This window comes from Microcoleus sp. PH2017_35_SFW_U_B, from assembly GCF_020737865.1.
In the GTDB taxonomy this organism is placed as follows: domain Bacteria; phylum Cyanobacteriota; class Cyanobacteriia; order Cyanobacteriales; family Microcoleaceae; genus Microcoleus.
The window spans coordinates 2,466-17,187 of sequence record NZ_JAEQDE010000095.1 but is presented as its reverse complement, the minus strand read 5'-3'; the positions used below and the strand labels follow the sequence as shown (position 1 = coordinate 17,187).

Below are 14,722 nucleotides of genomic sequence, written 5' to 3'. Positions count from 1 at the left end.
CTGTCAACTGTCAACTGTTTAATGTGCCCAGAGAATCACACCAACTTCATAAGGACTGCTGAGATTATCGTGCTTCGGCAAAACCCGCAGCGACAAACCTTGCAAACCGCTAGAAGTATAAGTAATGTCAGCCGTATAAAGGCTAGCATTGTGAGGATCTTCTCCCAAATACTCCATTACCATTGGCACGCCACCAACAATCTCGCCGTTAGCATCAACCGAACCTTGATAAAGTTCGACTTGTACGTCCGCAGGTGTCAATCCCATCAGATTGATTCGAGATTTAACAGCGATCGACTGATTGACCTTAACTTCCTTATCCTGGGAAATATCAACAGCCTCAATCTTAATGTCGTGCCACTTCCCGAGAAGGTGCTTCTTCCACTGAGACAACTCCTTAGCCGGAGCGCATCCGTCAGAAGTCATCGTGTGATAGCGATCGCTCACGGGGAAATAAGCCCGCCGCGCGTAATCCTTCACCATCCGAGCCGTATTGAAGAAAGGACAGTTCAAAGCAATAGAATCCTTCATTTTCGCCGTCCAACCGCGGGGAATACCATCAGCATCCCGGTTGTAAAACAGCGGTACAACTTCCTTTTCCATCAAGTCGTACAAAGCATTCGCCTCGACTTCATCCTGATACTTAGTATCTTCGTAAAACTCGCCATGTCCGATCGGCCAACCAGTGCGAACATAATCCGCCTCATCCCACCAACCGTCAAGAATGCTGAGGTTTGGCAAACCATTCATCGAAGCTTTCATCCCGGAAGTACCAGAAGCCTCACGGGGACGGCGCGGCGTATTCAGCCACACATCGCAACCGGACACCATCATCCGAGCCACGTTAATGTCGTAATTCGGCAGAAACACCATCGAACTGATAGTTTCGTGCTCGCGGATGAAATGAACGATATCCCGAATCAATTCCTTACCCGGAATATCCATCGGGTGAGCTTTCCCAGCAATCACAAACTGCACGGGGCGGTTTTTGTCACGCATGATCCGCATAATGCGATCGACATCGCGCAAAAACAGCGTCGCCCGCTTGTAAGTAGCAAAACGGCGTGCAAACCCGATCGTCAGCACCTTCGGATCGAGAGCTTCCCGAGCGTGTTCAATTTCCGTTTGAGCCGCCCCGCGCTCGCGCAGAGTCTTTTGCAGCCACTCCCGCGCAAACACCACCAACTCCGATCGACAGCGTTCGTGATTGCGCCACAGTTCCTCATCAGGAATCGAAGTTATCTTATCCCACAGGCGATCGTCCGTGGGAGTCATTTCCCAATCCGGGCCAAGATAGCGATCGTACAACTCCTGAGTAGACTTCGCCACACAACTGCGAGCGTGAACCCCGTTGGTAATCGAAGTAATCGGCACCTCTTCTTCAGGCAAACCCGGCCATAACCCTTGGAACATCGGGCGCGACACCACACCGTGCAAAGCCGCCACCCCGTTGACAAAACTCGACATTTTAATTGCCAAAATTGCCATATTCAGAGGCCCAGACAAATCTTTAGTATTCTCCCGGCCCAATCCCAGGAACTCATCTTGCGACAAGCCAAACATCTTGGGATACTGACCCAGATAGTGCATCACCATATCCGGCTCGAACAAGTCAAACCCAGCAGGCACAGGCGTGTGAGTCGTAAACATACTGCTCGAAACCACAACCTGTTCCGCTTCCAAGAAACTCAGGTGATGTTCCTCCATCAGCATCCGTATGCGTTCCAAAGCCATGAAAGCCGCGTGGCCTTCATTCATGTGATAAGCCGTAACTGTCAAGCCCAAAGCCTTGAGCATTTTCACTCCGCCGATGCCCAACATGATTTCTTGGTGCATCCGCAGAGTTTTGTCACCGCCGTACAGTTGGTCGGTAATATCTTGGTCGTAGCGGCTGTTAGGTTCAATATTTGTATCCATTAGGTACAGGGGCACCGTGCCCACCTGTACCCGCCAAATCCGGGCGTATACCTTGCGGCCGGGATAGTCCACCTCAATCCGCAATTCCGAACCGTCGGGATTGCGTTCTAGGTGCAGCGGCATATTGTAGAAATCGTTCAGCGGATAGCGTTCTTGCTGCCAGCCGTCGGCGTTGAGATACTGCGAAAAATAGCCTTCTTGATACAGCAAGCCTACGCCAGCCAAGGGCAAGCCCAAGTCGCTAGCAGATTTGAGGTGGTCGCCTGCGAGCACGCCCAAACCGCCGGAATAGATGGGTAGGGCTTTAACTAAGCCGAATTCCATCGAAAAGTAAGCGTAGCATTCCTGGCGATCGGTGCCGCGCTGTTTGCGGTACCAGGCCCGATTTTTGAGATAATCGTCTAACTGCTGGGCTGCTCGGTTCATTTGAGCAATGAAGCCTTCATCTTCTGCCATTTCTTGCAGTCGCTCTTGAGAAATGGTTCCGAGCATCAGCACCGGGTTTTGATTGCTGGAATCCCAGAGATCTCGATCGAGCCGGCGGAAAAGGTCTTTGGTATCAACGTTCCAGTCCCAGTGCAAGTTGTAGGCAAGCTTGCGTAGGGGTTCGAGAATTGCCGGCAGAGACGGGGAAACGTTAAATGTGCGAATTGGCTGCATAGACAAAGCGTTTATGTTGGGGTAGCGATATTTTCGTCTGTCTTTTGTCACAAGTCCGTTATTCTGCACACTATTTTAAGTTTTAAGTCGTGCGGGCGATCGATCGCAAGGTCGATCGGTCATCTGCAACGACACAGCATTAGCGTTTCCCTAGCCCAGCTAAGCTGTGAACTGCGGTATGCCGATCGCTCTTGACTCCTGTCCGAGAAGCAACTCTCGCATTCAAGGTACGTAGTTGCGCTTCAGCGCTCTTATTTATATTTATACAAATCCCTAGAAGCAACTCTCGCATTCAAGGTACGTAGTTGCGCTTGGGCGCTCTTTCTTGATATTTATACAAATCCCTAGAAGCAACTCTCGCATTCAAGGTACGTAGTTGCGCTTGGGCGCTCTTATTTATATTTACGTAAAGAGCGCTGAAGCGCAACTACGTACCTAAAGCAGCGTCAGCACCCGATCGAATGACCAATGACCAATTAAGCAATTTTCACTTTCCTCAACAGACAATTTACCAACAGTTTGCTCGCATCCCCAGCCGAGAGCGCAGTGCTAAAATAGTGACCCTGAATTTCGTGACAGTGGAGCGATCGCAAACAATCCAACTGCTCTTTAGTTTCTACTCCCTCAGCCACCACGCTCAAGTTCAAATCTCGCCCCAGAGTTGCTACAGCATTTGCGATCGCCCGTTCGCACGGATCAGTCGTCAGTTCGCTGACAAAAGATTTGTCTATTTTCAAGATATTCAACGGAAACTTTTTGAGATAATTTAGAGAACAATAACCCGTACCGAAATCGTCCAGCGCAATCTGCACTCCCATAGCCTGCAACTCCCTCAAAACTTTTGTGGTATAATCCACATCTTGCATAGCTGTAGTCTCGGTGATTTCTAACTCCAAATACTTCGGTGCTAAACCAGTTCTTTCCAAACAATTCGCCACCATTTGCACTAAATTAAATTGCTGAAACTGCCGCGCCGAAAAGTTGACCGCTACCCGCAAATCTGGTTGCAAAGCATCCTGCCAAGCTTTATTTTGAGTGCAGGCAGTTTGCAGCACCCATTCGCCAATAGGGACAATTAATCCGTTCTCTTCGGCGATCGGAATAAATGTCGCCGGAGAAACTAAACCTAATTCTGGATGTTTCCAGCGCAGCAGGGCTTCCATACCCTGGATTTTCCAAGTAGTGATGTTGACTTTTGGCTGGTAAAAAATCTCAAATTCTCCCTGTTCTAGAGCCTCGTGCAACCTGTTTTCTATATTTAGCAACTGGCTGCCTTCGGGATTAAGTGTTGCAGTGTATAATTGATAATTATTTCTTCCCCTTTCCTTAGCGCGGTACAAAGCGGCATCGGCATTTTTGACTAAAGTTTCGGCATCTTCACCGTCGTTGGGATAAAGGGCAATGCCGATGCTGCTACTGATGTGAAACGCCTGTTGTTCTAGTTTAAATGCTGGTTTTAAATTGTCGAGTATTCTTTGAGCTGTTTTAATCGCATCTTCTAAGCAATTGATTTCGGGAAGCAGTACAGTAAATTCATCGCCTCCCCAGCGGGCTACCGTATCCGTCGATCGCAAAGTGTCGCTGATGCGTCCGGCAAAACCCTCTAACAGGCGATCGCCCGCAGCGTGACCTAGTGTATCATTAATCTTTTTGAACCTGTCCAAGTCTAAAAACATCACAGCGAGCATTTTTTCATTTTTTTTAGCTTGTTTTAATGAAGCCAACAGGCGATCGTTAAACAGTATCCGGTTCGGTAAACCTGTGAGTTGGTCATAAACAGCTTGATAGCGAATAATTTCTTCAGCTTGCCTGCGCTGAGTGATATCCATCATAGTGCCAATCGCCCGCACTGCTTGGCCGCTAGCATTCCGGATAATGTAACCGCGATCGAGCACAAAAACATATCCCCCATCTGCGCGGCGAAAGCTGTATTCCTCCGACCAACATTGAGCGTCTGAGTTCATTGTTTCGTTGAAGCTAGACTTCACTCTTTCCCGTTCTTCGGCATGAACATTCAGCCACCATGATTCTAAATCTATCGTCTGAGTTTCGTTGAGTTTGTATCCAAAAACTTTTTCAAACTCTTCGCTCAACCAATACTCATTTCTTGACACATTAAAATCCCAAACTGCATCATTTGTTGCCCGCGTCAGCAGGTGAAAGCGTTCTTCACTTTTGCGGAGTTTTTCTTCAGATTGCCAGCGTTCCGTTACATCCCGAAAGCTGAACACTCGACCAGTAATTTTGCCTCCAGTATGCTGCGGTAGCGAGTAGCGTTCGACAATTCTGCCATCTTGAAACTCGATGACATCGAAACTTTCTGCTGCGGGGATATCGGACAATTCTTTAGCACGGTTGAGAAAGATTTCCGGGTATCTTAACTGGCTGATTCCGAACCCCAAAATTTGGTTGCTATCTCTCGAATCTAGCAGAAAATCTGGCAACTGCCACATTTGAGCAAACTTGCGGTTAAAGCTGACAACTTTTCCGCTACCATCCACCGCCAGAATTCCGTCAGCAGTAGATTCAATGGTTGCTTGAAGCAAAGAAAGAGATGTTTCTAGTTCTAACTCTGCTAATTTGCGATTGCTAATGTCAAAAGCAGTGACTAATATTGACGCTTTTCTCTCAAATTTGATAATATCAACAGTGGCTTCAATCCAGCGAGTTTCTCCAGTTTTCGTGAGAATTATCACTTCATATTTTGAGCCTGCACTGTCTCGCGGCTGGCGGGATTTACCCCATTGTTTAACTGTCGATCGAAAATCTGGATGAATAAAATCGTATAAATCCAATCCTAGCAATTCTTCGCGAGTATATCCAGTTAAAGCTTCTGTCTGAGAATTGACATAGCGCAACTGTCGGCGCTGATAGATAAATGCAGCAGCATTAACAGTTTCTACCAGTTGCCGAAACTTTTTTTCACTGCGCCGCAAATCTCTTTCAGCCCGCTTGCTATCGGTAATATCTTGTGCTACATACAACTTGCCGCTCACTTCACCTTTGCCGTCGCGAATAGTTGAAATTGAAAGCAGTACAATTATTTTTTTACCCTGTTTGGAAAGGTAGACTTTTTCGACGTTGCGGACAGAACCTTGGGCTGTTAATGTTGCTGATTCTAATCCGGCTGCCGGTGATTCAGTTTGTTTGAAAAGTCCAGCTATTTGTTTGCCTAACAACTCTTTTTTAGAGTATCCTAAAAGTTGACAGGTAGCTTGGTTAGACGACAGGATATGACCGCCGGGAGTTGTAGCAACGATCGAGACGCTCATTTCCTCGCAAATATCGAGGGCGTATTCCGCAGTTTGCTGCAAATCTTGGGTCATTTTGGCAATAGTATCCCCGATATCTTGTTCTTTTTTTTGACGCAACACTTTTTTTGCTTCTGGTAGCTTTTCTTTCTCTGTTTCAGAGTGAGATTTCCCGCTCGTCTTAGATAAGATAGTTGCTGTGTTCGTCCTGATTAATAACGAGATTACTATAGAAATAAAAGCCAAAAAAGAACAGATTGTTTCCCGACCAAAACTACGTTTATTTTCGGAATTTTGCGGAGAATGTATAAAGTTGTCGCTTGGTAAATGTACAGCTTCTCTTTGGGATAAATTATCTACAAATAAGTCGGCGGTTGCCGAAGTAGTGGGGCGAGATGACGCTCCCAAAGAGCTAAGTTTCTCAGGCTCCAGCAAAATTGCTTCCACACTGCGATTGTCGGTTATATCCCCTATACTTGCCGACAATTTTATTGAATTAATGCTACATTCCACACCAAAAATAGCAGCAGTCAAAGATACCAAAATCAATTGATACGTAATTTTCATTTGCTCCAGTTCCTGATTTTAAAAAGATGTCTTCCTGTCTCAAGAAATCTAAATACTTTGAGCATATGTTGAGGAATTACAGAAAGAATAGCACCTAAATTTATGTTGCTTTAGTAAATTGAAGAGTTCAAAAATAAGAATTTATCTTTGTAACTAATTATAATTTTAATCTTAATTTAAGATCTGTCATCGGCCATTGTGCCACAAACTATCCGCCATTATGCCTAGACATCGGCTGGGATCGCGCTAAAATTAGAAAATTCCCGCTCATAGGCGGCGGAGATTTGTTAGAAAAATAAACAATTAGCTTAAGATCGATGCAGAGATCCACGAATTGAACCAATGAGTCAGACGATCCCAGAACTCCAAACAGAAGTCCGCGCGCTGCAAGCAGAAGTTGCCACTCTGCAAGAGACGCGGGAAAAACTTTGCCTACAGCGCTCAGAGTGCCGAGTGACAGTCAGTTTTCCCAAGAATAATACTCCTGAGGCCCTTGCCGAGTTCCACCAGCAAAATGCTGCTTTTGGGGAGCAGTGGTTGCAGCAAATCCAGGAAATTGACCGAGAGACTAAAATTATTGAAAAGCAACTGGAAGCAAAACAGGCTTTACTCAATTACAAACAAGGTGAACTAGATAAATTGCTGGCGGGAGAGCACTGGAAAGAAGTAGAAAACCACGTTCAAACCGGGGAAAAGCGCCTGCAAGCACAAGCTCGCAAAATTAATCAAGCAGCAGCGCAGCTAGAGGCAGAAATCCAAGCTTTAAAAGCACTGTACGACCAACTAAATCCCAGTTACTCGGAGTGGTTTCAACAACCAACTCAAATTGTTGAGTTTTCCGCAAAAACTATTCCTTATGCTGTGGGTAGCAGCAGCGGGTTGATATTGGGAAATAAGGAGATAGAGTGGGAGAAAAAGTAGTTTTGAGTTGTGAGTTACGAATGTAAATTAGTATTTGAGTTCGTCGTGAATTTTCTGAAGCAAGTAACAGGAATTACGCAACGGCTACATTGAAACAGGTACGTAGTTGCGATGAAAGCGCTCTTTCATATATAAAAGAAAAGAGCGCTGAAGCGCAACTACGTACCTAAGAGCTAGTTATACAATACGATCTTTGAGGATAGCGCTACTAGAAAAAATGTTAAGAACTTTGAGTTTCATTTTTGGAAACAGGGTTATTTTAAAGGATGGTGTCAAGTAAAATCACAAACATAATAGCCTAAAATATAAAATAGACTTACTGATGAAACAATTGATTTCGATAGCGCTATTTATTCTGGTTGCGGTGGCAGTTGTGGGTTGGGGCTCTGACTCGTTGCAGCCGAAAACGGCTGTACCGGAAGTTTCGATCGATCGCACTATCCACACTTTCCAAAGCCAGTCTCCTGCTGAAAAAAATGCAGTCAGTCAGCCGCAAGTTGACTCGTCCCGGTTGTGGAAACACGTCGAAACTTTAGCAGGGGAACGCGAGGGAGAACGAGCTCGCTCTTTTACGAGAGACTACATTTCCCAACAACTGAAAACCTTCGGTTTTTCACCAAAATTGCAGGAGTTCGATCGCGGAATCAACGTTTTCGCCGAGAGAAAAGGTACTGACTCAAACGCTGGTGCAATTTTAATTGCAGCACACTACGATACTGTACCACAATCCCCTGGGGCTGACGACAATGCAACAGGAGTTGCGGCAGTTTTAGAAGTAGCAAGATTGCTGGGTTCTCGTCCTACGCCTCGGACATTGCAAGTGGCATTTTTTGACCGGGAAGAAATCGGACTTTTAGGTAGTTTAGCATTCGCGGGTAGCCCGGCGCGGTTAAAAAATTTGCAGGGTGCGATCGTCCTGGATATGATCGGTTATGCCTGCCGCACGGCTGGATGTCAGCGATATCCCGAAGGATTGAAACCGCAACCTTTTCTAGATGCAGCGGGGGTGACTTCTCCCGATAAGGGCGAGTTTATTGCTGTGATTGGGGATGCGGAACATCCGCTGCTGTTGGGTACTTTTGCGGAGTCGCCACAAGCTGATTTACCACCGGTGATGACGTTGCCGGTTCCTCTGAAAGGGCTGCTGACTCCCGATGTTTTGCGTAGTGACCACGCGCCTTTCTGGTATAAAGGAGTTGGTGCTGTGTTGGTGACGGATACTGCAAATTTGCGATCGCCCCACTACCACCAGTCTACCGATACACTCGCAAATATCGATCGACCTTTTTTCATCGGTTCTGCTCAAATTGTGGTTAATGCTACTGCTAAATTATTGGAAATTCGGTAATGGGTAATGGGTAATGGGTAATGGGTAATGGGTAATTGGTAATTGGTAATTGGTAATTGGTAATTGGTAATGGGTAATGGGTAATTGGTAATTGGTAATGGGTAATTGGTAATTGGTAATGGGTAATTGGTAATTGGTAATTGGTAATTGGTAATTGGTAATTGGTAATTATGTAAGGTGTTCTTTCCTTCTTCCTTCTTCCCTCTTCCTTCTTCCTTCTTCCTTCTTCCTTCTTCCTTACAAGAAATGACTAACAAAGACAATCTGCGACAGCATTTACTGCAACTAGACAATCGAAGCTACAAAGCGTACAAAGACATTCAAGGTAGATATGATTTTTCAGAATTCACATTAATAATTGATTATGTCCAGGGAGATCCCTTTGCATCTCCCAGTAAATTTAGAGTCAAAGTTCCGCCAAACATTGCTCGAATTCCCCGCGAACTTTTCCAATCTCGCAGTCGAGAAATAGCCCTGCGAGATTACCTAACTCGCCAGTTTGACAAAGCAGCATATAGCATCAGCAGCAAGCGCGGCAGCGGTAAAAGCGGTACGATCGCAGTGACTCGCTTCAGACAAGAAGTTTTAGAACGAACTTCGGCATTTATCCTAGACTCAACTGCATCAGATCTGGGAGATTTAGGGGGGGTTGAAATCCGATTTTCCGTCGGACTTCCGGCGGGCGGGCGCAGTATTTTAGGGCGACAAGCTGCTGAAATGCTGTGCGAAGATATCCCGCGAATTGTCAGCCAAGCTCTGAAATATTCTAGCTTAAATGCTGCGGAATGTCGCCTTCATGTTGAAACGGTAGAAGATGCTGATTGGCTGCGGCAGCAGTTAGCTGAAAACGGATTAGTTGCGTTTGTTGCTGACGGTTCTATTTTACCCCGCCGCAGCGGTGTTGACAACCGTCCTCTGTTAAATGATGCTGTGGCTTTTGTGTCGCCGTCGTCGTTAAAGGTTGAGTTTAATTGTCCGAATCGCGGTTTGATTTCCGGTATGGGAATTCCCGCTGGGATTAGTTTGATTGTGGGCGGTGGCTATCACGGCAAATCAACTTTACTCAGGGCGATTGAGTTGGGAGTTTATAACCGAATTCCGGGTGATGGTAGGGAATTTGTGGTGACAAGTCCGGCGGCGGTGAAAATTCGGGCGGAAGATGGCAGAAGTGTGGCGTCGGTGGATATTTCTCCTTTTATCAATCATTTGCCGCAAGGTAGAGATACTGTACAATTTTCTACTGCAAATGCGAGCGGCAGTACGTCGCAAGCTGCTAATATTATTGAGGCTTTGGAAGTTGGGAGAAGGAAGAAGGAAGAAGGAAGAAGGAAGAAGGAAGAGGGAAGAAGGAAGAGGGAAGAATCTCAATCTTTTGCGACAGGGATGCAAGCCGCCTCTTGTGAAGGGGATTTAGTACCTGTTTTGTTGGTGGATGAGGATACGGCGGCGACTAATTTTATGATTCGCGATCGCAGAATGCAGGCCCTGATTGCTAAGGATAAGGAACCGATTACGCCGTTTATCGATAAAGTGAAACAGTTGTACGCAGATTATGGCGTATCGACGATTTTAGTCATGGGCGGAAGCGGCGATTATTTTGATGTGGCGGATACTGTGATTTCCATGGATAATTTTGCAGCATATAATGTGACGGAAAAAGCTAAAGAAATAGCAAGTATTTACTCGACCAGTCGCGCTGCTGAAGGGGGAGAAAGTTTTGGTGATATTACTCACAGAGTCCCGGTTCCTGCTAGTTTAGATCCGAGTCGGGGACGGCGAGATGTGCGGGTGAAGGTGCGGGATGTGGATGAATTGGCTTTCGGAACTGAGGAGATTGATTTGGGCGCTGTCGAGCAAATTGTGGACAGGGGACAGTTGCGGGCGATCGCCTCGGCAATGATTTATGCAAAGGGTCACTACATAGACGGGAAGCGCACTTTGTCGGAAATTATCGATTTGGTGATGGCAGATATTGACGCGCAGGGGATGGATATTTTATCCTCTTTTCCTGAGGGGGATTTTGCTATGTTTCGCCGCTTTGAATTGGCGGCGGCTATTAATCGGCTGCGAAGTTTGTCGGTTGTCAGTTGACAGTTGTCAGTTGTCAGTTGTGTGCATTTGAGTTTGCCAAATACGTGTGTAGGGGCGAAGCATGACCGCAGAAAATATGAGATTATCACTAATAACTTATATGCGGTCATGCTTCGCCCTCTTCAAAACCCAGATGCGCCCTGTCAGTTGACGGTTGACAAAATGAAGAGGAAAGAATGAATAGGGAATAGGGAATAAGTAATATAGATGTAACGCGCGCGGAAGACGATAGTATAGACATTTTGCATTAGTTCGCAAATAAATAAGTGGATTGTTGCCTTACTTTTGATATGCTGACAAAAGTGAATGCAAAAAAGGCGATTTAAATATGATAGGTAATATAGGACAACCGACTGCTGTCAGCGATCGCCCTTATTTAGTATTAACGAGTCAAGATCAAAGCATACAGTTAGAGTTAAAACAGCCGCAGCACGTACTGGGGCGCGATCGCACTCGTGCTGATTTGGTTGTTCCCGAACCCTGGCGCGCAGTTTCCGGGGTTCACGCTGTGTTGCGCCAAATTGGCCAAAATTACTGGATTTACGACGGTGACGGCCAGCAGCCGAGCACTAATGGCTTATTTGTCGATCGCACTCGCATCACTCCCAACGACGGTTATTGTCTCAAAAACGGTACAGAAATTAAAATCGGTCTCGATCCCAAAAATCAAGTTTTGGTGACTTATTTTAATCCCCTGGCGAGTCAAATCTTTCCCCCCAGCAAACAGTCAATTCCCCTCAGCAATCGATCGGTTTTGTTGGGCCGCGATCCAAATGCTTCGCTACAATTAGATGCGCCACTGGTTTCGAGGCGACACGCGACAATTGACGCTGACAGTCGCGGCAATTATATTTTACGCGATCACAGTGTTAATGGCGTTTTTGTCAACGGCCAGCGCATCACGAATTCTGTACAGTTGGCCGAGGGAGATGCGATTCGGATCGGCCCGTTTACTCTAACTTACCGCAATCATACGTTAGAGGTGCAAGACCGAGGCAGTCAAATTCGCCTGGATGCTGACAGTCTGGTGATTCCCAAGCGCTTGGATCGTATCACTTTGGCGATCGAACCTGGGCAGTTTGTGGCTTTAGTCGGCGGTAGCGGCGCGGGTAAATCTACTTTAATGCGGACGCTTTTAGGCATCGAGAAAACTACTCAAGGCGCTGTGTTTCTCAACGGCGACAACCTGCGCCAAAACTTCAATATTTATCGCAATCAAATTGGTTACGTGCCTCAAGATGATATTATTCACGCAGATTTGACAGTAGAAGAAGTGTTGAGTTATGCCGCTAAATTACGCTTACCTCCCGATACAGATGTTAAGGAAGTAGTCACAAAAACTTTAGAAGATATTGAAATGACTCACCGCCGTACTGCTTTTGTAAAACAGCTTAGTGGCGGACAGCGCAAACGGGTTAGCATCGGAGTTGAACTGTTAGCAGATCCGAAACTTTTCTTTTTGGACGAACCGACTTCTGGGCTCGATCCGGGTTTGGACAAGAAGATGATGCAACTGTTGCGAAAGTTGGCAAGTCAAGGCCGGACGGTGATTCTGGTGACTCACGCGACGGCAAATATCACGATGTGCGATCGCATTGTGTTTATGGGCCGCGGCGGACGGCTTTGTTACTTCGGCCCGCCCACGGAAGCCCTCGATTTTTTCGATGTCAAAACTGGGGATTTTGCCGATATTTACAACGAATTAGAAACGTCAGAAACTAACGTTCAAAGTTGGGCAGAAAAATTTCTAAAATCTCCCTACTATCAGCGCTATATTGTTAACCACTTCAGCACCGGCAACGCTAGTGGAAAAACGCCCGCTGCACCTCCCAAGCCCAAATCTGTATCTTTTATCAAACAACTTGTTTTGCTAGCCCAGCGCTATTTTCAGCTTATTTCCCGCGACTTAGTTAACTTAAGTTTAGCTCTATTAACTGCTCCCATCGGGATTAGTTTGCTGCGACTTGCCGTCAGGGATAAAGACCCGTTAATTGGTGCGCCGGAGCCAACTTTAGCACCTTTAGCGATGCGAGTTTTGTTTGTATTTACCTGCGCGGCTATTTGGGTAGGATTGGCAACTTCCCTGCAAGAAATTGTCAAGGAATCTGCTATTTATTTGCGCGAACGTTTGGTAAATTTAGGATTGTTTGCTTATTTGGGCTCAAAGTTTTTTATCCTTTCGGGGTTAGCAGTATTGCAAACGCTGTTGATGGTAGGAGTGATTCTGATTGCTTTCAAATCCCCCGAACCGAGTTTGATTTCCTGGCCGGTGGGAGCAGCTATTACCACTTTTCTAACTTTAATGAGCTGCATCAGTCTCGGATTGCTGGTTTCGGCGATCGTCAAAAATGGCTCTCAAGCTAACAGTGCTTTACCTCTAATATTGCTACCTCAGATTATTTTCTCGGGAGTTTTGTTTAGGATGGAAGGTGTGGCGAGCAAGTTTTCTTGGTTGATGTTAAGTCGTTGGTCTGTGGGCGCTTACGGCTCTTTAGTTAATGTAAACGCGATGGTTCCCGCGCCTACGACTTTGCCGGACGGGAGTACACTTCCTCAGCCGTTTGAGCCTACTCCTGTTTACGATCCGACGTGGCACAATCTGAGTTTAAATTGGGGGATTTTGTGCGTGCATATTTTCGTATATTTGATGTTGACTCTGTGGTTGCAGAAACGGAAAGATATTTTATAGCAGTTGACAGTTGACAGTTAAAAAGTTAATAACGTAGGGTGCGTCACCATGAATCATCTGCTCGAAAAAGTGAAAAATCTCACAGCGACGCACCTTTCACAGTTGACAGTTGACACTTGACAGTTTAAACCAAGAAGGGCTAAAGCCCAACAACGTACCTCATCTTTGTGAGAACCGCTATACAATTAGAAATCTGCACTTAGTTAATGCCAAAAATTTGAGGATTAAATGTTAGTTAAAACCAACGCCTTAGTAGAAATTCCTGCATCACCGGAAGTAGTCTTTGATTTTGTGGCATCACTATCGAATGTGCCAAAATCATTTCGCGGATTTGGTTTAATTCCAGCAATTATTAAAGCTGAAATGGCTGATGGTGGAGAAATGCGTGAAGGCGGTGTGCGTCAGATAAAACATTACGATGGATCGGTGATTGATGAAGAAATAATTACTTTCAAAAAGCCAGAAAGACAAACTTACCGATTGGTTAGAGGGTTTAAGTTTCCGATTTCTCTACTGATTGAGTCTGGTGGCGGAGATTGGAAGTTTACTACTACAGAAAAGGGGACTCGGATTGATTGGGAGTTTTACTTTATGCTGACTTCTCCGGTATTTTATCCGGTTGGGTTGTTGTTGGTTCAGGTTTTTATGCAAAAAGCTATGCAGCAGTGTTTAGACAATATTCAACAATCTTTGGCTAACCAAAGCGAAGGGATTGTATGAATTATTGGCTGATGAAGTCGGAACCGGATGTTTATAGTATTGCGGACTTGCGGCGTGACAAATTTTCGATTTGGGATGGCGTTCGTAACTATCAAGCGCGCAATTTTATGCGGCAAATGAGTTTGGGTGATTTAGTATTTTTTTACCATTCTAATACTAAAATTCCGGGCATTGTTGGGTTGGCGCGCGTGGTTGAAACTGGGATTGCTGACCCGACTCAGTTTGATGTGAATAGCGAGTATTATGATGCTAAATCGCAGCTTGATGCGCCTCGGTGGCAGACTGTGAAAGTTGAGTTTGTTGAAGAGTTTACTAAGTTAATATCTTTGGATGAACTGAAAGCAAAGTTTACTGCTGATGAGATTTTGGTGGTGAGGAAAGGTAATCGCTTGTCGGTGATGCCGGTGTCTGAAAGTGCGGCGCAGAAGATTTTTAAGGTGAGGTAGGAGAAAGGTGTTGATATTTGTCACAGGCAAGATGCCTGTGCCACAAAAAATCTTGTGGGGTGGGCTTCTAGCCCGCCCCTAATATTTGTCACAGGCAAGATGCCTGTGCCAC

General features: G+C 45.8%; 9 protein-coding genes. 6 read left to right on the top strand and 3 right to left on the bottom strand.

The window, feature by feature from the left end:
- Nucleotides 1-18: 18 nt before the first annotated feature.
- The gene (gene glgP, locus JGK36_RS25260; RefSeq protein WP_293198453.1) at nt 19-2,577 is read right to left on the bottom strand and encodes an alpha-glucan family phosphorylase; all 2,559 of its coding nucleotides are present in this window, start codon (nt 2,575-2,577) and stop codon (nt 19-21) included.
- 476 nt (nt 2,578-3,053) lie between these two features.
- Nucleotides 3,054-6,395, bottom strand: coding sequence for an EAL domain-containing protein (locus tag JGK36_RS25255; RefSeq protein ID WP_293198432.1), 3,342 nt, complete (start codon nt 6,393-6,395; stop codon nt 3,054-3,056).
- 342 nt (nt 6,396-6,737) lie between these two features.
- Here JGK36_RS25255 and JGK36_RS25250 point away from each other — a divergent pair, with 342 nt between their 5' ends.
- Both JGK36_RS25250 and JGK36_RS25245 read left to right on the top strand, forming a co-directional pair.
- Entirely contained in the window at nt 6,738-7,316 is a 579-nt protein-coding gene (locus tag JGK36_RS25250) for a hypothetical protein (RefSeq protein ID WP_293186728.1), read from the top strand.
- Between the two features lie 322 nt (nt 7,317-7,638).
- Nucleotides 7,639-8,664 carry a M20/M25/M40 family metallo-hydrolase gene (locus tag JGK36_RS25245; RefSeq protein ID WP_293186729.1) on the top strand — a complete coding sequence of 342 codons (1,026 nt, stop codon included), beginning with the start codon at nt 7,639-7,641 and terminating at the stop codon, nt 8,662-8,664.
- Here JGK36_RS25245 and JGK36_RS25240 read toward each other — a convergent pair.
- Nucleotides 8,619-8,921 carry a hypothetical protein gene (locus JGK36_RS25240; RefSeq protein WP_293186730.1) on the bottom strand — a complete coding sequence of 101 codons (303 nt, stop codon included), beginning with the start codon at nt 8,919-8,921 and terminating at the stop codon, nt 8,619-8,621. The genes JGK36_RS25245 and JGK36_RS25240 overlap by 46 nt on opposite strands.
- Here JGK36_RS25240 and JGK36_RS25235 point away from each other — a divergent pair.
- From JGK36_RS25235 to JGK36_RS25220, 4 genes are all read left to right on the top strand, one after another.
- Nucleotides 8,911-10,755: an ABC-ATPase domain-containing protein gene (locus tag JGK36_RS25235; RefSeq protein ID WP_293186731.1), complete on the top strand. Its 1,845-nt coding sequence runs from the start codon at nt 8,911-8,913 to the stop codon at nt 10,753-10,755. The two genes, JGK36_RS25240 and JGK36_RS25235, sit on opposite strands and share 11 nt — an antisense overlap.
- Before the next feature lie 328 nt (nt 10,756-11,083).
- A complete protein-coding gene (locus JGK36_RS25230) occupies nt 11,084-13,444 on the top strand; it encodes an FHA domain-containing protein (protein WP_293186732.1) in 2,361 nt (786 codons plus the stop codon).
- A gap of 228 nt (nt 13,445-13,672) precedes the next feature.
- Nucleotides 13,673-14,164 carry an SRPBCC family protein gene (locus tag JGK36_RS25225; RefSeq protein WP_293186733.1) on the top strand — a complete coding sequence of 164 codons (492 nt, stop codon included), beginning with the start codon at nt 13,673-13,675 and terminating at the stop codon, nt 14,162-14,164.
- Entirely contained in the window at nt 14,161-14,610 is a 450-nt protein-coding gene (locus JGK36_RS25220; protein ID WP_293186734.1) for an EVE domain-containing protein, read from the top strand. Before JGK36_RS25225 ends, JGK36_RS25220 begins: the two co-directional genes overlap by 4 nt.
- The last annotated feature ends 112 nt before the right edge of the window (nt 14,611-14,722 follow it).

Coding starts and splice junctions, on each gene's coding strand:
- glgP (WP_293198453.1), bottom strand. CDS start 2,577: ATGCAGCCAATTCGCACATTTAACGTTTCCCCGTCTCTGCCGGCAATT.
- JGK36_RS25235 (WP_293186731.1), top strand. CDS start 8,911: ATGACTAACAAAGACAATCTGCGACAGCATTTACTGCAACTAGACAAT.
- JGK36_RS25220 (WP_293186734.1), top strand. CDS start 14,161: ATGAATTATTGGCTGATGAAGTCGGAACCGGATGTTTATAGTATTGCG.
- JGK36_RS25230 (WP_293186732.1), top strand. CDS start 11,084: ATGATAGGTAATATAGGACAACCGACTGCTGTCAGCGATCGCCCTTAT.
- JGK36_RS25250 (WP_293186728.1), top strand. CDS start 6,738: ATGAGTCAGACGATCCCAGAACTCCAAACAGAAGTCCGCGCGCTGCAA.
- JGK36_RS25255 (WP_293198432.1), bottom strand. CDS start 6,395: ATGAAAATTACGTATCAATTGATTTTGGTATCTTTGACTGCTGCTATT.
- JGK36_RS25225 (WP_293186733.1), top strand. CDS start 13,673: ATGTTAGTTAAAACCAACGCCTTAGTAGAAATTCCTGCATCACCGGAA.
- JGK36_RS25245 (WP_293186729.1), top strand. CDS start 7,639: ATGAAACAATTGATTTCGATAGCGCTATTTATTCTGGTTGCGGTGGCA.